The sequence below is a fragment of the Mesorhizobium sp. WSM4840 genome (assembly GCF_055811755.1).
Genome location: NZ_JBVVQD010000019.1, coordinates 50,154 through 70,434 on the forward strand (window position 1 = coordinate 50,154; position 20,281 = coordinate 70,434).

General features: G+C 61.3%; 16 protein-coding genes. 8 read left to right on the forward strand and 8 right to left on the reverse strand.

The window, feature by feature from the left end; translation table 11 throughout:
- Positions 1 to 340: 340 nt before the first annotated feature.
- Both AC0L3I_RS23595 and AC0L3I_RS23600 read right to left on the reverse strand, forming a co-directional pair.
- Positions 341 to 4,951, reverse strand: coding sequence for an nSTAND1 domain-containing NTPase (locus AC0L3I_RS23595; RefSeq protein WP_473528372.1), 4,611 nt, complete (start codon positions 4,949 to 4,951; stop codon positions 341 to 343).
- A gap of 456 nt (positions 4,952 to 5,407) precedes the next feature.
- Entirely contained in the window at positions 5,408 to 6,463 is a 1,056-nt protein-coding gene (locus AC0L3I_RS23600; RefSeq protein WP_473528373.1) for a polysaccharide deacetylase family protein, read from the reverse strand.
- A 91-nt stretch (positions 6,464 to 6,554) separates the two neighbouring features.
- On the opposite strand from AC0L3I_RS23600, the gene AC0L3I_RS23605 reads away from it, so the two are divergent.
- Positions 6,555 to 7,784: a GNAT family N-acetyltransferase gene (locus AC0L3I_RS23605; RefSeq protein WP_473528374.1), complete on the forward strand. Its 1,230-nt coding sequence runs from the start codon at positions 6,555 to 6,557 to the stop codon at positions 7,782 to 7,784.
- A 25-nt stretch (positions 7,785 to 7,809) separates the two neighbouring features.
- Here AC0L3I_RS23605 and AC0L3I_RS23610 read toward each other — a convergent pair whose 3' ends face one another.
- Entirely contained in the window at positions 7,810 to 9,999 is a 2,190-nt protein-coding gene (locus AC0L3I_RS23610) for a GumC family protein (RefSeq protein WP_473528375.1), read from the reverse strand.
- Between the two features lie 351 nt (positions 10,000 to 10,350).
- Between AC0L3I_RS23610 and AC0L3I_RS23615 the strand changes: the two genes are divergently transcribed.
- From AC0L3I_RS23615 to AC0L3I_RS23630, 4 genes are all read left to right on the forward strand, one after another.
- Positions 10,351 to 10,914, forward strand: a complete 564-nt coding sequence (locus AC0L3I_RS23615; RefSeq protein WP_095495842.1) for a polysaccharide biosynthesis/export family protein — start codon at positions 10,351 to 10,353, stop codon at positions 10,912 to 10,914.
- A gap of 5 nt (positions 10,915 to 10,919) precedes the next feature.
- Positions 10,920 to 12,050 (forward strand): glycosyltransferase family 4 protein, encoded by a 1,131-nt coding sequence (locus AC0L3I_RS23620; RefSeq protein WP_473528376.1) that lies wholly within the window; start codon positions 10,920 to 10,922, stop codon positions 12,048 to 12,050.
- A gap of 107 nt (positions 12,051 to 12,157) precedes the next feature.
- Positions 12,158 to 13,693 (forward strand): undecaprenyl-phosphate glucose phosphotransferase, encoded by a 1,536-nt coding sequence (locus AC0L3I_RS23625; protein WP_473528377.1) that lies wholly within the window; start codon positions 12,158 to 12,160, stop codon positions 13,691 to 13,693.
- Positions 13,690 to 14,949: an O-antigen ligase family protein gene (locus AC0L3I_RS23630; protein ID WP_473528378.1), complete on the forward strand. Its 1,260-nt coding sequence runs from the start codon at positions 13,690 to 13,692 to the stop codon at positions 14,947 to 14,949. Before AC0L3I_RS23625 ends, AC0L3I_RS23630 begins: the two co-directional genes overlap by 4 nt.
- Positions 14,950 to 15,624: 675 nt before the next feature.
- Here the strand turns inward: AC0L3I_RS23630 and AC0L3I_RS23635 are convergent.
- Together AC0L3I_RS23635 and AC0L3I_RS23640 are read right to left on the reverse strand one after the other, a co-directional pair.
- A complete protein-coding gene (locus AC0L3I_RS23635) occupies positions 15,625 to 15,966 on the reverse strand; it encodes a hypothetical protein (RefSeq protein WP_473528379.1) in 342 nt (113 codons plus the stop codon).
- A gap of 421 nt (positions 15,967 to 16,387) precedes the next feature.
- Complete coding sequence (locus AC0L3I_RS23640; protein WP_473528380.1) at positions 16,388 to 16,810, reverse strand: ATP-dependent DNA ligase; 423 nt, start codon at positions 16,808 to 16,810, stop codon at positions 16,388 to 16,390.
- A 296-nt stretch (positions 16,811 to 17,106) separates the two neighbouring features.
- Here AC0L3I_RS23640 and AC0L3I_RS23645 point away from each other — a divergent pair, with 296 nt between their 5' ends.
- On the forward strand, positions 17,107 to 17,496 hold the full coding sequence (locus AC0L3I_RS23645; protein ID WP_473489896.1) for a hypothetical protein: 390 nt from the start codon (positions 17,107 to 17,109) through the stop codon (positions 17,494 to 17,496).
- Here the strand turns inward: AC0L3I_RS23645 and AC0L3I_RS23650 are convergent, their stop codons facing one another.
- A complete protein-coding gene (locus tag AC0L3I_RS23650) occupies positions 17,497 to 17,961 on the reverse strand; it encodes a hypothetical protein (RefSeq protein ID WP_473489897.1) in 465 nt (154 codons plus the stop codon).
- Between the two features lie 121 nt (positions 17,962 to 18,082).
- Positions 18,083 to 18,262, reverse strand: a complete 180-nt coding sequence (locus AC0L3I_RS23655) for a DUF3606 domain-containing protein (RefSeq protein ID WP_258117761.1) — start codon at positions 18,260 to 18,262, stop codon at positions 18,083 to 18,085.
- 112 nt (positions 18,263 to 18,374) lie between these two features.
- Between AC0L3I_RS23655 and AC0L3I_RS23660 the strand changes: the two genes are divergently transcribed.
- Positions 18,375 to 18,533 (forward strand): hypothetical protein, encoded by a 159-nt coding sequence (locus AC0L3I_RS23660; RefSeq protein WP_258117762.1) that lies wholly within the window; start codon positions 18,375 to 18,377, stop codon positions 18,531 to 18,533.
- Positions 18,534 to 19,078: 545 nt separating this feature from the next.
- On the forward strand, positions 19,079 to 19,570 hold the full coding sequence (locus AC0L3I_RS23665) for a hypothetical protein (RefSeq protein ID WP_258117765.1): 492 nt from the start codon (positions 19,079 to 19,081) through the stop codon (positions 19,568 to 19,570).
- 84 nt (positions 19,571 to 19,654) lie between these two features.
- Here the strand turns inward: AC0L3I_RS23665 and AC0L3I_RS23670 are convergent, their stop codons facing one another.
- A complete protein-coding gene (locus tag AC0L3I_RS23670) occupies positions 19,655 to 20,239 on the reverse strand; it encodes a hypothetical protein (protein ID WP_473528381.1) in 585 nt (194 codons plus the stop codon).
- Between the last annotated feature and the right edge of the window lie 42 nt (positions 20,240 to 20,281).

A 20,281-nucleotide genomic window follows, 5' to 3' on the forward strand; every position in this document is an offset into this window, starting at 1 on the left:
GGCGGCGCCAGAAGCGGCTGTTCAGTTGACAAACATCCAACGGCGGGAGTCGACGCATCCCGGCCGCTCAACCAATGCCCTTGCTCTAGCACCCTTGCCGCTGGCTGCATAAAACGTCGCTGATTGGCCGTCCCGTTAGACCTCCTCTAGGGCGCACGTACGAGAAGGTGGGCTGGCATAGGCTCCGTTTATCAACCGAAGATCACTTTCTTGCACCCGGTTTCAAAATTGCGGTTCAGCAAGGCGGAATTTTTGAACGCCAGAACTGCCATTCGCTCTTAGCTCGGAACGGCTGACGCCGACCATCGCGTGGTGAGGTCGACAGCGCATTGGAGCGATATCAGCTTGGACAGTCGCCAACTTCACCTTCGACAGGAAGGAAGAAACGTCGCCGTTCGCAGGCGGTCAGTTCGCGTGGAACAATCCCACGTGCGTAGTCAATGAGGTCCAGAGGTGTTTGGAACGCGCGAATTATTCGGACGCTATCATCACCGGACACGATTGCGATCCTCGTTCCATCGGAATTGAAAGCCGCCCGCATCAGCGCCGGTCGGTTGGCCTCGTCCTCCCGGCTGGCAAGCACTGCGATCTCGCGCCCCGACTGCGCCGCCCAGAGCCTGACCGTGCGATCCTGAGACGACGTCGTCACGACATACAAACCGTTAGGACTGATTTGCGCGCTGTCCACTGCGCCGCTGTGACCCCTGAGAACGACCTTTTCTGTTCCTACCGGAACGCTCCAGATTCGAACGGTCCCATCGCGTGAGGCAGTTAGGAGAGACTGACCGTCCTGGCTGAACGCGACTGCTGTCAGCTCGTCGCTGTGGCCCTTCAGCGTCGCGACACTGTTTCCGTCCTTGATCGACCAGATCCGCGCGGTGCGGTCGAGTGAACCCGTGACAACCAGTTGGCCGTCTGGACTGAAAGCGGCCGCGGTGATTCGGTTCTGATGCCGGATGAGAACCTTGAATTCAGTTCCGTCCGTCTTCAAAAGGTGGGCAGCGTTGTCGTCCGTCGCGGTAAGGACGAGATCCCCGTCCTGGCCGAAAATCGCCTGTGGCAACTTCCCGCTTGTCTTGATGGTGGCCAGTTCGGCGCCGCTTGCCGCGTCCCACAACTGTGCGGTACCGTGAGCCGAACCCGTCGCTAACAGGTCTCCCTTGGGACTAAATTGAACTTGAAGTAGCCCGTCACGAGATTTGAGCTGCGCGACCTCGCGTCTGCTTGCAACGTCCCAAACAAGAACTCGGCCCCCAAGAGATGTGGTTGCAACGCGACTTCCATCAGGGCTGAACGTCGCACTTTGGACAGTTTCGTGTGTGTCAAGCTCGGCTATCTGACGTCCGCTTACAACATCCCACAGGTGCGCTGCGCTATCCCCACCTCCAGTCAAAAGGTGCACATTATCGGGACTAAAGACCGCAAAGGCCGGCGGATATTCATGGGACAGCGCAGTTGTCAGAACCCCGTCGATATCCCAGAGCCGAGCGGTGCGATCGTGCGATGCAGTGAGAAGAATGCTGTTGTTAACTGGGCTGAATTCCACGTGCTCGACCAAGGCGTCATGGCCGATGATGGTGGTGAGCAGCGACGTGCGCTCGACATCCCAAATACGAACCGTGCCGTTGAGGGAAGCGGCAGCCAAGAACCGATCGTCTTGGCTGAAGACGCTGTTCATCTCCTGATCGCGCTCATCCGGGCCCATGTAACTTAGTTTGAGCCCCGAGGACTCCTGGCCGAGCACGCCAAGCAAATTACCCGAGATTCCGTCCCAGAGTCGTGCGCTACCATCGAGTGATACCGTCGCAATTCGACGGCCGTCGTGACTGAACATTACGCCTTGTAATTGTGTGTCGCTCTTGTGACCGGCCAATGTCGCAATTTCCATGCCTTTCGACACGTCCCAAAGATGCGAAAGGAAAGGGTATGAAATTGGGCCCCACGAGCTTATCAGGAGCCGGCTTCCGTCCGGGCTGAATGCGACGCTGTACGGCCAAGCGTTAACCCGCAGAGTCCGGTTCAGTTTGCCATCTTCCGCATTCCAGATAAGAACGGAGCGTTGATCGCGTTGTGCGATTGCGAAGCTCTGGCCATCGGGACTAAAGCTAGCCAGGGAGCTTCCACGTCTCTCTACACTTAGGATTTTCCTTCCGGTTTGAGCGTCCCAGAGTGATGCATCGCTGTTCTCCCCCGCTGTCAGCACCCGGGTGCCGTTTGGGCTGAAAATCGCCGTAGGAAAATTGCCGACCGGCTGAAGTAAAAAGAGCTGCTCCCCTGAGGTGGCGTTCCAGATGCGCGCGGTGCCATCTCTAGCAACTGTAATGACGCGGCTTCCGTCCGGGCTGAACTCGGCTCTCTCAACGGCGCCTTGGTGGCCCTTCAGAACCGCAGTCTCGGTACCATTCAGGGCGTCCCAAATGCGTGCCGTCGCGTCATGCGATGAGGTTACAATGCGGTCGCCGGTCCGATTGAAAGCTGCATGCGTCACACTGGCGTCTTGATGGAAGATCCTCGTTTGACGATGCGCTAACAAAGCCTTGTAAAGCGCGGCCTCCGCATCAACGATGTACGGGCGTCTGTGCTCAGATGTGCCCGTCGGCAGCGCTTCTAGCGCCAGCAAAACCGCGGCCTCAGTATTACCGCTCGTTGCGGTTTGCTGCGAAAGAAACGCAAGCGAAAGAGACTGGTTGCGCAGCGCCTGGTCGCGCGCCTCAAGGGCCTTCCTCTCGGCCGACCTGGCCTTGTCGGCGCTCATTTGCGCCAGCACCGCCTGCCGCATTGCTTCCTGCTGTCCTCTGAACCCAATGAATGCGCCTGCTCCAGCCAAGAGAGCCAACACCGTCGCGACACTGGCCGCATAGCGCGTACGTCGTGCCAGCTGTATCGCAGCAGTTGCTGCCAGATCCCGACGCTCAGCTTCTCCCGCGAGCCGGTCGGCCTCGCGCTCCAAGCGTTCGCGTCTTGCTACTTCAGCAGCCTCGATCAGTGCCCGCTCTGCTTGCCGGTCCTTCTCCTCTCTCTCCTTCTGGGCACGTGAGGACGCCTCGATGTATTCAACGACTTGATCGTCGATTTCCTGGCGTCTCGACAGCAGCAATTCCTCGCCCTCGGCGAGACGCTTGCCGGACGGCAGCAAAAGATCGCGGTTCTTGTTGTCCGAGTGCCATCGATGGGCGTCAGCCTTGAGCCGAGCCCGCGTCTCGAGGAAGCTCCTATTCGCGTTGACAATGTCGCTGGCGCGCGGCCAGCGGCTGAGCAGCGCCTCATGGGCCACGCGGACGAAGACATGGCCCGCGGCATCTTCATCACTGACGAGGAGCCGGGCGGCGATCAGCGCGTCGACGAGAGCCAATCGTGCCGGCTTTCCAGCCACTTCGCTGAGCAGGACTGGACTTGCCGTAACAGTTTCATCGCCCGGACGCACCGTGGTGAGAGCGCGCAGCACCGCAGGCAATGCCTCCTGGATGTCGGGCGGGAGCGCGTCGACGACTTCATCGGCGCGGCGCGCGATCGCCCCTTCGAGGCCGCCAAGCGCACGATACGCAGCAAAGGTGAGGATCCGGCGCTCCCGGCCTACCTCGTACAGCGCATCGAGAACGAATTCGAGAAGCGGCAACGATCCGGGATCGGCGGCTGCCGCGTCCTGCAGCACGTCATCGAGCCGCCCCAGATCGGCGCGCTCCTCGAAGCGGAGTGCGGCAGCACGAGCCGGCTCGCGAATGATCTGGGCGATCTCAGGGCTCGTCGGCGGCAAGAGCTCATAGCTGCCGAGGCCGTCCTTCAGCGCCGAGAAACCTCGGACTTCGCCGCAGCGGTGAAAGAAATCCGACCGGATCGTCGCAATCACCCAGACCAGTCCGCTGCCGGCGAACGCCGCCAAGAGCCGCACAAGCCCTTCGCGCGACGCCGGTTCCTTCTCCGTCGTGAACAGCTCCTCTGTCTGATCGATGGCGATCAGCAATCGTATTTGCGAAGGGACCGAGCCAGCGGCGGTGGCTGCTTTGCCGAGTGCCTGGCGGATCAGAGTCATCACGCGATCGGGAGCGCTTCGACAGAGTTGAGTCAGCTCTGCCGCTGTCAGTTCGAGAGCCAACTCGGGCAAAGCACCTTCGCGAAGGAGTCCCGCGGTCAACGAGGCGACAGCATCAGGCCCTTCGGACGGGCGGATCAGGCAACGGCGCCACAAACTGATGCCTACCACTGCGCCGGGTCGGGTGATTGAAGGCATCAGCCCCGCGCGCAGAAGAGAAGACTTACCGGAGCCGCTCATCCCGTAGATGAGCAAAAATGCTTTGCCGTTGGCTGCGAGCTGTTCCAGCCTTTCGGTGCAAGCAGTGATCGCCCGCGCTCTGCCGAAAAAGAGGTCGGCGTTTTCAAATTCGAAGACGTCGAGACCGCGAAAAGGCGACCTGACCTGTTCCTCCGAAGCGAGGGGCACACGATAGACGTGCACAGGCCGGGCGATATTCTTCACCTTGTGCTCGCCAAGATCGATGAAATCGAGAGAAAGCCGATCGCGAGCCTGCGCATAGATCGCCTCGGAGACACATATTCCGCCCGGCCGTGATAGCGGTTCCAAACGCGCGGCGACGTTGACGCCGTCGCCCATGAGGTTGTCACCCTCTACGACGACATCGCCGAGGTTGATGCCGATGCGAAATCGCAGGCGGCCTGGCTCGGGGAGGTCGGCGTTCTGTCTATCGATTTCCAACTGGATTTCGGTGGCACACCGCAGCGCCTCGACAGGGCTTGCGAACTCCGCGATGACACTGTCTCCGGCGCTGCCGAACACCCGTCCCTCATGGTGCACAATCAGCCGGTCAATGATCTGGCGATAGGCTCTCAGGGTCGCAAGAGTACCTTCCTCATCCCTGCCTATCAGCCGGCTGTAGCCGACCACATCGGCTGCAAGGATGGCAGCCATTCTGCGCTGAACGCGATCCACGGCCATAGCCAGCTCCCGCAATCCTGAAGCATCCTAAAGGAAATGGCGGCCGATGAGGAGGGAGGCACCAAGCTTACCCGAAGGACGGCGTTGGCAATTATTCCTTTTGACCTCAACGCACAGTTTCCGCCTTTGTAGCGGAGAAGTCCAATCCCAGTCGGTTCTGCCACTACCAGCATAATTCTAGTTTTATTGATCGTCCATTGGACCTCCATCCCGTGGCGCACTTGCGACAACGGGACACCCGGCATAAGTCCCGCCTATCGACCGAAGATCGCGTTTTCGCACACGGCTTCAAAATTGCCATTCGCAAACGACCGGGTTTGACCTGACCCGGACTTCCAAGGTGGTTCCACGGAACGGCAGCTAGGGGTCACGACGTTCCCTTGACCTCCCATCCGGGATGGTCCGCAAGGGGTCGGTTCTTGCCGTCCACCGGTGCCAAGTGTCAGACTCTCACCACTAGATGGTGACAAGCATCTTGCCGGCATTGGCCAGCGGCGTCGTCACACCCGACAGCATCGTGCGGATATGGGCAACGCTCTGATAGCGACCGTTGAGCGAAATGCGCGGCAGCGCGTGCAGGAAGCCGGCATGTTCGGCGCGCAGCACGCCGTGGCGTGTCGTCACCGCCGAGGCATAGCCGGCGTCGCGGGCGAAGCCGACTTCGCGATCGCCAACGGCGCTGGCATAGCCATAGGGATAGGCGAAATGGCGCGGCGCCTCGCCGAGTTCCGCCTGCAATATGCGCCTGACGTCGTCGACCTCGTGCCGCGCATCGGCTTCGGGAAGCCGCTTCAGATTGCGATGATTGACGGTGTGCGCGCCGATCGTCACTAGCGGATGCCCTGCCATGGCGCGGATCTCGTCCCAGTTCATCAAAGTGCTCTGGCGCGCGTCCCGCTCGATGCCGTTCGACCGCGCCAATTCGCGCAGCACCGCCCGCTGGTCCTCCTCGCGGACCCCCAGCGTCAGATAGTCGTGCAGGCGCGCAAAGGCCTGGAGTTTCTTGCCCGGGGTCGAGCAATCGATCGTCACCGGGCTGTCCGGTGTTGTCAGAATCAAGCGGTCGCGCGCGCTAACGATGTCCTCGACCACCTCCCACCATAGATCGGCGGCGCCGTTTATCAGCCCCGGCGCGACATAGATGGCAACCGGCGCGCCGTGCTTTTCCAGCACCGGCAGCGCCTCGGTCATGTTGTCGCGGTAGGCGTCGTCGGCGGTGATCGCCGCGAACTGGCCATCCTTGCCGCCGGCCTTGATGCGCTCGATCGCTTCGTCCAGCGTGACGAACGTATAGCCGTTCACCTTCATATCGGCGATCACGGCGTCGAGGAACTCAGGCGCGATGTTGAGATGCCGGTTGACGCTATCAGGTTTTTCCGGCCTCGCGGTGACCCGGTGCAGCATCAGGATGGCGCCGATGCCGCCGACAAACGGCTTGGCCAGCGGGGCAAGACCGGTATAGCGGACGACGTTGAGCGCCAGTTTCCGGATCGCCTCGCCCCCGTCGATCATTCATTCACCTTTTGCGCCTAGGCTCATCCAAGCACGGAATGCGCCTATGCGAGCCCCCAATCGCGGTGAATACGCCTTAAAGGATTGAGGTATGGTTGACGCCACCGCGTCATTTGACGGCAATCGGCTCGAAGCAATGGAGGCGGCGCCGCGCGCGTTGCCTGCGGATCATGCCGGCCTGTCGGTCTCGGTCGCCGGCGGTGCGGCACTTGCGGGCTATGCCGAGTTCTGCGGTTCGGCGCTGTTCGCGCCGCCGCAAAGCCCGGCCTGGATCCTGAACTGGGCCAGATATGCCGAAGCGAACACCGTCTTAGTGACGCTGAACGCTGACGGCCGACCGGCTTTTTCGTTGGCGCTGGAAGTCACCAGCCGCGGTCCGTTCCGCGTCGCCCGTTTCATGGGCGGCCGCCATGCCAACGGCAATTTCGCCGCCGCCGATCCGTCTTGGCTGACCAAGGCGGATGGCGCGGCAGTCCGCTCGATGCTGGCGGCGATCGCCAGGGCGCGGCCGGACATCGACCTCGTCGCACTGGAACGGCTGCTGCCCGATCTCGACGGCATTGCCAATCCGCTTCTATCCCTCCCGCATTTTCCCAGCCCCAACCTGTCGCTGGCCGTCGACTTGGCGGGAGGTTTTGATGCACTGCTCTCCCGCGCGAGCGGCAATCGCAGGCGCAAGAGGCACCGCTCGCAGGCGCGCAAATTCGAGGCCGTCGGCAGCCACCGCCGCATCGAGGCGCAGACAGCGGACGAGGTGAACAGACTGCTCGACGCGTTTTTCGAGATGAAGGAGTTCCGCTTCCGCAAGATGGGCGTCGCTAACGTCTTCGGCGAGCCGAAGGTTCGTGCTTTCTTCCGCGCGTTGTTCGTCGAAGCGCTTTCCGACGACAAGCCGTCCTTCGTTCTGCACGGGCTCGAAGTCGCGGGCAAGCTTCGCGCCGTCACCGGATCGAGCCGCTCGGGGAAACGCCTGATCTGCGAGTTCGGAGCGATCGCCGACGACGACGTCGCCCATGCCAGCCCCGGCGACTTCCTGTTCTTCGACAACATCGAGGAAGCCTGCGAGAGGGGGTTCGATGTCTATGATTTCTCGGTCGGCGACGAACCCTACAAGCGGCTGTGGTGCGATATCGAGACCCAGCATTTCGAGGTCCTGATTCCGCTGACGCTGAAGGGCCGCGCGCTGGTGTTTGTCCTGCGGCAAAGCGCGCGCCTGAAAGCCTTCGTCAAGAACAGTCCGACGATCTGGAAGCTGACCAAGATGCTGCGCCGCAAGACGGCCGGACAGGCAGCACCTGCGGCGGGCGAAGACGACAGCTGATCGCTGCCGAGATTTCCGGGACGTCTCAGGCGGCGGAGCGCCGTCCGGGTATCGGCGTCCCTGGCGTCTCGTGGCCGACCGGCGTCACCAGCGTCAGGTCGGGATAGCCGCTCTCGATCAGCTCGACTGCGGCCTGAGCCACCTCGTCGTCCGGCTCCAGCAGCGACAGGAAGACCTCGGTGTCCTCGCCGACAAGGCGGCTGATGCCTTGCGCGTCTGCGGGTCCGCATTCGACCACGACCAGATCGTAGGCGGTGGTCAGCGACTGCATGATGATCGGCAGGCGGTCGGCGGCGCGCATGGCGCGGACCGGAGCGGCGGTGCCGACGGGAATGACGTGGCAGTCCGAATAGAGATCGGGGTGGATCACGTCGCTGAACTGCGCTTCGGAGGCGAGCAGATTGGTGATGCCCGGGAAAAGCCCGCTGTCCAGCATCGGCCGCGAGGCGGCACCCGAAGCGGTGAGATCGAGCAGGAGCACACGCAGGCCGGCGTCGGAAACCTCACGCGCCACCAGCACCGCCGAGGCGGCCGCCTCGTCGCCTTCCGGCGACACGAATATGGCGCGTGCCGCACCGCTTGTGATCAGTTTTTCCACCGCGCTGTCGATTTCGACCTCGCCAAGGGTGGGGCGCACCGGCTCGACGTCCTCGCCAGTTGCTGGGGCAGTTGCCGGCGCCGCGGCAGCCGCTTCCGGCTCTGCCTGCGCTTCCGCCGCCCGATCATCGACGTCTTCGATATCGGCCGGTTCGTGGTTGGACGGTTCGCGGGCAACCGGCATCGCAACCTGTTCGATCCGCTCGAAGCGGGCGCCGGCAGCCGGCCGCATGGCGCGACCCGAAAACAACTCTTGCAGAAGCGTCACCATCGCCATCAGCAGCAACGAGCCGACGAAGGCCGCACCGGTGATCGGCAGGATTTTTGGGAAATAGGGCTCGGACGGCGCCACCGCGCGGGAAAAGACACGGGCGTCGACCGGCAGATAGTTGCTGTCCTTGCGCGAGGACGCCTCACGGTAACGGGTCAGGTAGGATTCGAGCAGCTGCCGCTGGGCGGTCGCTTCGCGCTGCAGCGCGTCCAGTTCGACCTGCTGGTCGCCGGCGCGCGCCGATGCGGCCTTCAGCGTGTTGACGTCGGCGACAAGCTGGTTTTCGCGGGCCTGGGCAGTCTGCGCCTGCGTCATCAGCCCTTTCATGATCTTTTCGGCCTCGTTGCGGATCTGGCGGTCGAGGTCGGCAAGCTGCGACCTCAGCGCCCGGATGCGCGGGTGATTGTCTAGCAAGGAGGTGGAAAGGTCGGCGATGTTGGTCTTGAGCTCGACCTGCCGCTCGCGCAGCCGCTGGATGAGTTCGGAAGACAGCACCTCCGGTACCGCATCCAGCGAGCCGCCATTCTGCAGCGCCCTGCGCACGCTGTCGGCAGTCGCTTCCGCCGAGGCGCGACTGGCCCGCACCCGCGACAGTTCGCTGGACAGTTCGGAAAGCTGTTGCGTGGCGAGCACCGAATTGTTGCCGCCCATCAAAAGATCGGACTGGGCGCGGTAGCTTGCTACCTTGGCCTCGGCATCCTTCACCCGCTTCGACAGGTCGGCGATCTCCGGCGCCAGCCAGTCGGTCGCGGCGGAATTCGATTCGATATTGGCATTGCCCTGGACGGAGATGTAAGCGTCGGCTATGGCGTTCGGAATTTCAGCAGCGAGCCGGGGATTTTCCGAGGAGAATTCGATGACGATAACGCGAGATTTTTCAACGCGATAGACGTTGAGCTTCTCGCGCATCTTCGTCAGCACGCGTTCTTCCGGCGGAATCTCGTTGGGGTCGCTTTTCAGGCCGGCGATGACGAGCAGACGGCTCAGTACCGGCATGTCCGCAGTCTCGTCGAATTCGGCAAGCCGCGACAAATTGAGCTTCTGCGCCACCTGCTTGAGGATGTCGGTCGAGGAAATGACCTCGACCTGGCTGGTCACGCCTTCCTCGTCGAGAATCGGCTTGTCGTTGTCGTTGGTGCCGTCGGGGCGCGTATAGACCGATTCACGCGTTTCGATCAAAAGCCGTGTTTCGGCCCTGTAATGCGGCGTGGCGAGCCAGGTGAGCGCGAACGCCAGGCCGGTTATGACCAGCGCGACGACTAGAATGCGCAGCCAATTCCTCGCAAGGCTTGCGAAGAGCTGCCTGAGATCGACGTCGACATCTGCGGCCGCGGATTGAACGGACATGCATCCTGCTCCGGTACCTAAAGCACGTCGCGTTGAACAGGTTCATGCGACGCGCTTTAAGCTCTTGTTTTCATGCATGTCGTTGCCCCAAAACCGCTGCGCACTTTTGGGGCGACATGCATTGGTCAGGATGCACCGTAAACAACTATGGTAACTCAGCCGTTAATATCGCGGTAAGCATCTGTTAGGTTTTTACTCGCAAGCGGCAGGTAAAAGCATCGGAACCGGCCGTCTCTCGTCGCTTCGGCCGCGCGCCTTTACCGGCCATTAACCCTAACGGGATGATAACGGACCTCGACTCCCAAAGTTTGCCGCGGTGTAACAGCGGCCAGTCGAAGGTACGTGTCCGGCATGAAAAGCACTGCTTCCCTCTTCCGCGCGCTGCTCACCGTGTCGTTGCTTGCCGGCTGCTCCAGCTACCGGCCGGCGCCGGCCGCCTTTCATAAAATGCTCGATCAGCCCTATCGCCTCGGCGCCGGCGACCGGGTCCGCGTCACCGTGTTCGAGCAGGAAGGATTGACCAACGTCTACAGCGTCGACCAATCCGGTTACCTGTCGATCCCGCTCGTCGGCGCCGTACCGGCGCGCGGCCACACCGCACAGCAACTTGAAGGCGAGATCGCCGACAAATTACGCCAGGGTTACCTGCGCGATCCGGACGTTTCGGTCGAGATCGACCGCTACCGGCCGATCTTCATCATGGGCGAAGTCGGTGCCGCGGGCCAGTACTCCTATGTTCCCGGCCTGACCGTGCAAAAGGCGATTGCCATCGCCGGCGGTTTCAGTCCCCGCGCCAACCAGGAAAGCGTCGATATCACCCGCGACATCAACGGCAAAGTCATGACCGGTCGCGTGGCCACCTCCGACCCGCTCCTGCCCGGCGACACGGTCTATGTTCGCGAACGCCTGTTCTAGTCCACGTGGCGGACACACTCAGGATCGTTCACTGCTTTCGCTCACCTGTCGGAGGGATTTTTCGTCACGTGCGCGACCTGACCGAGGCGCAGGCCGCCGCCGGGCATGCCGTCGGCATCGTCTGCGATTCGACGACGGGCGGCGACTTCGAGGAACATTTGTTCGAACAGATGAAGGGCACAATGGCGCTCGGCATCCATCGTACGCCGATGCAGCGGCATGTCGGACCGGGCGACCTCGCCTCGGCCTGGCGCACATTTGGGATCATCAAGGAATTGCGGCCGGACGTGCTCCACGGGCACGGCGCCAAGGGTGGCGCTTATGCCCGCCTGTTCGGCTCATTGTTGCGGGTATCAAGGTCTCGCGTAGCCCGCCTTTATTCGCCTCACGGCGGCTCTCTTCATTATGACGAGACCACCGCCACGGGGAAGCTGTTCTTCGCGCTCGAACGGTTCATGGCGCGCTTCACCGACTATCTTCTGTTTGTCTCCGATTACGAAAGGCAGACATATCGCAGAAAGGTCGGCGAACCGCCCATCCCGAACAACCTTGTCTACAACGGCCTGAGCGCCGCCGAGTTCGAGCCGGTGCGGACCGAGCAGACTGCGGCCGACGTCCTCTATATCGGCATGATGCGCGACCTCAAGGGACCGGACATCTTCATCGATGCGCTGGTCCTTGCCGGAACGCGGCTTGGCCGCCCGGTGAAAGCGGTGATGGTCGGCGACGGCGACGACCTGCCACGCTACCATGCGCAAGTGAAGCGGCTCGGGCTCGAAGGCCATATGCGCTTCCTGCCGCCGATGCCGGCGCGAAAGGCCTTCGCGCTGGCCGAACTGGTTGTCGTTCCCTCGCGCGCGGAAGCCATGCCCTACATCGTGCTGGAAACGCTCGCCGCCGGTAAATCGATGATCGCCACCGCCGTCGGCGGCATCCCGGAAATCTTCGGAGCCGGTTCCCCTGCCCTGATCCGGCCTGACCCGCGCGAACTCGCCGGCAAGATGAGCGCGGCGCTGGCCGACCCCGAAGCGTATAGCAGCGTGATGCCCGACACCGCCAACCTCAAGACGCGATTCGGCGCCGACGTGATGGCCGCCGCGATCGAGACGGCCTATTTCGCCGCGCTCAAGCGTTAGCCCCAAGGGCGCTAGCCCCAAAAGCTTCTCCAAAGCCACCTGTTGTTTCAAGGGTTTCTTAGCTCTCTTTTGCTATTCACCTGAGGGAAAGCTTTGCGGATGCACCCATGAATGAGATCGATCCCGCACGCCGCTTTTCGATAGACGCGGTGCGCAAATTCGACGGCCCGGCCAGCGGCGATAAGCTTGGCGGGATGAACGACGTCGCCCGTCAGGTCGCGTCGCAATACCGGCGCGATACGATGTCGCCGATCATGGTCAGCGGCGTCTTGCGCATGGTCGAATTCGCGCTGCTTTTCCTGTCGGGCCTCTGCGTCTATTTCTACCATGTCGGCTTCTTCAGCCATCTCGCCTGGCAATACCCGCTGACGATCGCGGCCGCCTCGTTCCTCGCCGTGGTGCTGTTCGACGTCACCGACTGCTACCAGGTCGTCTCGTTGATGCGGCCGCTCGCCAATTTCGGCCGTCTCCTGCTGGTCTGGGCCGGCACCTTCGCCTTGATGGCGCTGACGGCATTCGCCATGAAGATGTCGGAAGACTATTCGCGCCTGTTTTTCGGCACCTGGTTCGTCGTCGGCTTCATGCTGATCTTCGGCCTCAGGCTGCTGATGTCGAAGCTGATCCGGCGCTGGGCGCGCGACGGGCGCATGGAGCGCCGCGCCGTCATCGTCGGCGGCGGCACGGCGGCGGAAGTCCTGATCCGCTCAGTCGAAAAGCAACCCTACAACGACATCCGCATCTGCGGCATCTTCGACGACCGCGGCGACAAGCGCTCGCCACCCATCGTCGCCGGCTATCCGAAGCTCGGCACCGTTTCCGAGCTCATCGAGTTCGCCCGCATCGCCCGCATCGACATGCTGATCGTATCGCTGCCGCTGACCGCCGAATCGCGTGTCCTGCAGCTTTTGAAGAAGCTGTGGGTGCTGCCGGTCGATATCCGGCTCTCGGCGCATTCGAACGCGCTGCAGTTCCGGCCGCGCGCCTATTCCTACATCGGCTCCGTGCCGATGCTCGATATTTTCGACAAACCGATCAACGACTGGGATTCGGTCGCCAAGCGCGCCTTCGACATCGTCTTCTCGATCATCGGCATCATCGTGTTCTCCCCGGTCATGTTGGTGACCGCGATCGCCATCAAGCTCGACAGCAAGGGACCGGTGCTGTTCCACCAGAAGCGGCATGGCTTCAACAACGAGATCATCGAGGTCTACAAGTTCCGTTCGATGTACACGGACAAGGCGGACCCGACGGCCAAGCAGACGGTGACCAAGAACGACCCGCGCGTCACCCGAGTCGGCCGCTTCATCCGCAAGACCTCGATCGACGAGTTGCCGCAGTTCTTCAATTCGCTTTTCGGTTCGCTGTCGCTGGTTGGGCCGCGCCCGCATGCCATTGCCGCGCAATCGCACAACCTTCTCTACAATGAGGTGGTCGACGGCTATTTCGCACGCCACAAGGTCAAGCCCGGCGTTACCGGCTGGGCGCAGATCAACGGCTGGCGCGGCGAGATGGATAGCAACGAGAAGATCCGCGTGCGGACGGAATACGACCTCTATTATATCGAAAACTGGTCGCTGCTGTTCGATCTGAGGATTCTGTTCCTGACACCGATCCGGCTGCTCAATACGGAAAATGCCTATTGAGCGCAGTCACGCATGAACTGCCGCCGGCTGCCGTCAACGCCAAGCTGATCGCGCTGATTGCGTCGGGCGCGGTTTTCCTCGGCGTCTTCCTGTCCGGCTTCGTCATCGCCGAGCCGGCGCCATACGACCTCTACATGGTCGGGCTGATCATCGTGTGGTGCTTGTTTGGCCTGCGCATATCGCGCGCGGCGGCGCCGCTGCTGGTGCTGCTGGTGGTCATGAACATCGGCGGCATGATCTCGATGACCCAGATGTCGGACATTGCCAACACCCCGCTCTATCTCTCCGTGTCGCTGTTCCTTGCCTTCACCGCGGTGTTCTTCGCCTCGGTGACATCAGTCCAGCCCAATCTCTACCGGGTGATCTTCCTGGCCTATGTGATGTCGGCGGTGCTGACCTCGCTGCTCGGCATAGCAGGCTATTTCCATGCCTTCCCGGCGGCGGAGATCTTCACCAAATACGACCGCGCCACCGGCGCGTTCCAGGATCCGAACGTGTTCGGGCCGTTCCTGGTGCTGCCCGGCATCTACCTGCTCTATCTCCTGCTGACGAGCCCCGTCTCACGCATGCCCTTGCTGGCGGCGCCGCTGCTGATCATCACGGCCGGCATTTTGTTCTCCTTCTCGCGCGGCGCCTGGGGCATGTTCGGCGTTTCGGCGATCCTGCTCACCGGCGCTCTGTTCCTGCAGAGCGCCAGCGTCATGTTCCGGCTGCGTGTCGTCGTCATGGCCATCGCCGCCATCTCGCTGCTGGTCATCGCGATGCTCGTCATCCTGCAACTGCCGGGCGTCTCGGAGATGTTCTCCAGCCGCGCCCAACTGGAACAAAGCTACGATACCGCCCGCCTCGGCCGTTTCGCCCGCTACACGATCGGTTTCCAGATGGCGCTGGAGCATCCGCTCGGCATCGGCCCGCTCGTCTTCGGCACGATATTCGGCGAGGACACACACGACATCTGGCTAAAGATGCTGTTGGACTATGGCTGGCTCGGCTTCGTGTCGTTCCTGACGCTGACCTGCTGGACGATATCAGCCGGCTTCCGCATTCTCCTGCGCGACAGGCCGTGGCAGCCCTACCTTCTGTGCGCCTATGTCGCCTTCATCGGCAATATCGCGCTGGGCACCTTCATCGACATCGATCACTGGCGCCACGTCTATCTGCTGCTCGGACTGATCTGGGGCGCCATCGCGCTGGAATACCGCCATCAGCGGCAGTTGCGGCCGGTGGCGCTGCCTGCGCCGGCGGCTAAGGGATGATGGTTTTCTGGGGCAAGTCTAAGGTTTGAAATGGTCGGAGTCGCCGGAATCGAACCGGCGACCCCTTGACCCCGCGGAAATTGGACGCAACGCGGATTTCTATTTAAAGTCATCGCGTTATGCCGTTTTCCCCTTCCTAGTTCGGGCTTTTTTCGGGACTTCGCGGCATCGTTTTGGAGCAAGTCCATCGCTGCGGCCACCTCTTCGTTCAGCACGTAGGCGTAGCGAGTGGTGGTCTTAGCCATTGCCGTCGAATATAGCGCGAACTCGCAGCAGGGCTGGTGATGGGCATAGGCATAGCCGTCGGCATGGCGCTGGCCGGATGAACTTAGGCGAGCGTCGCGCAATCTAACGTCTAGGCGGCAACGCCATCAACACGACCGCGGCAACGGCCGTACCGGGGGCGAAACGTTGATCGTCATCTAAGCACCCCACCAAACGATGGCCGCACACAGCAAAAACACGAGCGCGGCACACGCGATCAACATACCTCTTCGCGTTCGCCACCTTGGCGGCTCAGCCGGCACAAGCCTGAACCGCTGGGCATGCTCCGTTGCGATTTTAAGTAGGGCTGCAGCCGTTTCGCGCGGCGTCCACCCCTGCGCTTCCGAGGCGGTCACCAGGGCTGCAAATGCGACTTCCAAGGCGACTTCACAGTTGACGTCCCGATCTGGGCTACCCTTTGGCAATATGGGTGGTTGCACGGCTTGGGACATGCACACAAAGCGGCTCGCGGATGAAAGGTTCCCGCGTTTCGAGCCCTTCACTTTCGAAGGTCGGCTTCCAGTCGCGATTGCGCGCCCGCTGCTGGCCTTCGTAGTCAGGAATGCATGTGAAGAACACCTGCCGGCGGACACGGCCGGCAGCCTTGCAATTTGAGCAGATAAGGAGCCCGACCAGGTCGTCATGCATCGAGCCGTGGTCACGGCCGAGCCTGTCAGTCAGCGCCTCGATGTCGAGCTTCGTCGACCTCTGCGTGAAATCAATGCAACTTTCAGCGCTATGATTAGCTCTCACTAATATGCTATACGCAAAATGGTGAGGGGCTAGTTCCATGAGACAGTTGCTAGGACACATTGCATTGGCGTGGCTTGTGCTGCCCGGCGATGCAGACGCCCATGATTGGTATACGGGCAAGACTGATCCCGTTCTTCACTATGACTGCTGCGGAAACAAGGATTGCCACCCGATCGATTCCAACGACGTCAGGATGACTAAAGACGGCTATTTCGTCAGGCTGCCGCGCCCCGCTTACTTGAATGAAACCCAGGAAGCGGAGTGGTTTATCCCCAGAGAGCGTGTCCAGACCTCGCCTGATGATCGATACCATATCTGCGAACGGCTAACGACGTTTTATCGAACGATCATTCCCCATATGAAGTTCGAGGCCTATCACAGATTCAGATGGACGTGCTTCTTCGCGCCCAATGGCACAAGTTCAATCCAGCCGGATGAGATCTACTTCCGGCTTTTGGATTTCAAACTGACCAACTACCCATATTAGAGATGGCTTGAATTTTGCGCAAAGCAGGATCATGCTTAGACCGCGCGGACCAAGCTTAACTTGGTTTAAGATTTGCTTTTCCCGCTCTCTTCGCAGCGAAATACCATCCTCGTTCAAGACGATGATTTCGCCCTCGATAATGGCACTCTCGACGTCCATCGTCTTGGCCGCCGTCGCTAGGTCGCGGTATTTGGCAGTCCAATCAAGGCCGCGCCGGGTGAAAATGCGAATGTCCGCGTTTTCGATGATGATTTGTGACCTGTAGCCGTCGAACTTAGCTTCATGAAGCCAATCGTCACTTTTGGGCGGCTTGTCGACCAAGGTCGGCATTAGTGGCGGGACAAACTTCAAACGCATGCATTGACTCGCAAAACCGCGATTCAATTAGCATGCTCTTAATTAGTTCCGGAAAATTTTAATGAATCGTTGACCGCGCTGTCCCAGAACAGGACGGCGCGGTCTAAACCCCAAACGGGCTGCGCTGGCGGCTCCGGCAATTCGCCTTCCCGCGCCACTGTCGGAGCCGCTACCACACTCCTCCAAAATACCAGTAATGGTTGAATCAACTGTTACTGCACGTGCTTTCCAGTGCGTTTTCCCAGTCGTTAGACTTTGATGGAACAGGCCTCGCCTCGTCCGGGCGGAAGCCCGTCTTGCCCTTGCGGCTCGTCTTGCCCTCGCGGCTCGAAAGCGGCATCTTCCTAGCCATGGGGGATGTTGCAGCGAAAGAGCCAAAGACGGTCTACGGCGCCGATATGACGCCCTATGGCGTGTTCATCTTCGCCAAAACCTACAGGTTGAACGCCGATGTCCTAGTGGTCCCACAGATCGGGCCAAGCCTGTCCGATCACCCGAGAACGTTTCTCTACTTCCAGGCGCTAGAAAACTATCTCCGGTGCTTCCTTCTGCTCCAGGGCAAAACGCCGGATGAAGTCCGCGAGTACCAGCACCATTTCGGCAAAATGCTTGATGAGAGCAAGCCTCGGGCTTGTGGTGCCAAAGGCCGTGGAGAAGTTCATCCACTCGCGCACTCTTTCAAATGACTACACACGCCTAAGGTACGATTTTAAGCTGGATGATCCGGAGGATCCGACGCGACAGCCTCCCCCATGCAACAAATGCAGCGTGCGGTCAGGGTGCTCGAACAGGCCGTCGGCCGCGCTGTCGAGGCAGCGGACCCAGAGTTCATAACGATGGGCGATTTGAAACTCTTCAAGATATCGTTCGGCCAATGTAAGGCAGTGATCTAAGCCGTTCCGGCGCAGCACCTTCGCGAGCGGCCAGTTGTCATTGGCTGCTTCGCGTGGCTCGCCGGCATACCAAGCCAAACCCGACGCGATAAATTGCTCCGGTGAAGGGCCGTCTCCCGAGCGAGTGATAGGCGTTCCTAGGGGACGTTTGACGCGGCATGGCGACCATTCGATCTCATCGGTCTCGGGCTTTCTACGATTGTCATCAACAGCGATACCGGCCTCGAGCGCAAGTCGATCGAGCTGTTTGAAAGACATTGGATTTCCCCATGAAGTCATCCGCCAGGATGGTGGTGAACCGGCCAGGCCGGGCAGTCCGTTTCCGCAAAGTGCGTGTCGGTAGAAAAATCAAACGCGCCAGCCAAGGATCGGAAGGCCCCTAGTCGTCTTCCTTCTGGATCTCGGCTTCTTCTCTTAGCTTTTGCCAGTCGGCCCCGTGCTTGCGAAGCAGGGCTCGCGCTTGTTTCGGCGTCACGTCTGTGACCTCCGTCAAGTGCTCAACCTCAAGCTCTGCACCTTTCTTGACCCGGCTCGTATCGGTCGATTTCTTTCGGGCCACCTCTGCGCCTCCTTGCTCCACGGTCAGTGGCAACGAGTGTCGAACGTTGAGGTTCCACCCATGTGGAACTATCTGCCGGCCGCATGGTTTCTACTGCCTAAGGGAGACAACTATGCTTAGACTGTTGCTCGTTGCAGGCGCCCTCTACGCGGCATTCCAAATTGGTAGAGAATACGGCCGCGCCGAAGCCGAAGCGTTGCTATCGCCGCCTGTCGATGACGAGCATCGCCCGACGGCAAGCGACGAAGCAGAGTTCGGCGAGCCGCCATAGGGGCGCTTGCTCATCGTCATTCGCGGGCTTCAAGTCTGGCCTGATCTTCCAGAATTCGTTCCAACTTATGCGGCGAGCTTGAACGGTGCCGTCGCCGATGGTGACGGTGTGGGAAGTGGTCATAGGGGGCTTCGTGGATGGCGCTCGAGGCGGCCGTGATCTCTGCATCGAACTTGGCGACGCCCGGAAAACGCGCGTCGCCAGGGTTGGTGGCGAGCACAACAGACCAGGGTTGGTGGCGAGCACAACAGAAAGGATACGCATTTCGGGTTCCCTTAGAGGAGTTACGCAGGCTAGATTCGGAGTAGCCGAGGCCCACGAATGCAGAACATTCGGGCTTTCACTTCGGGACTTTTCGGGACTCCGGGTTCCGAAAACGGGCGATTTGAGCGCCTTTCGTTCCGAAAATGGAAAAGGCGCCAGAAGCGCCTTCAATAAAAACTAGGGATCTCAAGGATTTAATGGTCGGAGTGGCCGGATTCGAACCGACGACCCCTTGACCCAGCAAGGGCTTCGCCGACATCAACCTGCGCCGCCGAATGCTGATGCGGTTCAAGACCCACCACGAAGCCGTGCGGAAGTGCGTGCTGCTCTACGTCGGCGACCACGATCCCGCTGGCCTGCTGATCTCCGATGTCATCAAGTCGAACCTGATGGACTGCGCCAACGTCAAGGGCGTCGACTTCGATCCGTCGCCGATCCGCGTCGAGCGCATCGGTCTGACGCGCGAGCAGATCGACGACCTCGGCCTGCCTTGGATCGAGAACTTGGAGACCGGCAGCGGCAAGGACCTCGGCGATCCGGGTCACCCCGATCACCGCAAGCCCTACGTCCAGAACTACATCGCCAGTCAAGGTCGGCGAAAGGTTGAGGCCAATGCGCTGGTTCGCGATCTGCGTGGTTCGCGTGCGTTGGTCGAGGCGGCGATCAACCGCTACATCCCGGCAAGCTGGCCCGCTGAGCACGAAGCGCGGCTGGCTCCGCATCGACAGGCTGCCCGCGATGCGTTCGCGGCGCTGATCGCGGTCAGGTCATGACTCAGGCAATCTCGATCTCGCCGGCAGGACCTTCGCCACCGTTGCCGAATCCGGCGTTAACATTGCCGCCATTGCCCGCCGTTGTCAGCGCGCGACGCTGCCGCTGCCTCCGACGCTGCCGCTGCCGCTGACGCTGCCGCTGCCGTCAATGCTGCCGCTGCCACCGATGCTGCCGGTGGCGCTGCCGCCGATGCTGCCGCTGCCGTCAATGCTGCCGCTGCCACCGATGCTGCCGGTGGCGCTGCCGCCGATGCTGCCGCTGCCGCCGATGCTGCCGCTGCCGCTGATGCTGCCGGTGCCGCTGCCGTCAATGCTGCCGCTGCCACCGATGCTGCCGGTGCCGCTGCCGCCGATGCTGCCGCTGCCGCCGATGCTGCCGGTGCCGCTGCCGCCGATGCTGCCGCTGCCGCTGAGGCTGCCGGTGCCGCCGACGCTGCCGGTGCCGTGGTCGCCGACGCTGCCGCTGCCGGCGATGGTGTCCCTACTAGCTGTGCCTGTCGGATGGCCCTCGCCAGTGGTGAGCGGCGGGCACAAGCGACATTGCTGCCCCGCCGAGATCTGGCGCTCAATCGCCTGCGCAAATGCTGGAACGGTCGCCGTTGAGCCGAAAAATGCACTTGAAATCAGCACCATACCGGTGCCGGCGAGGAGATGATGGATGGTTTTCATTGTGTTGCTCCCTAAGACTTTCACCTTGGGTTAACAATTGAA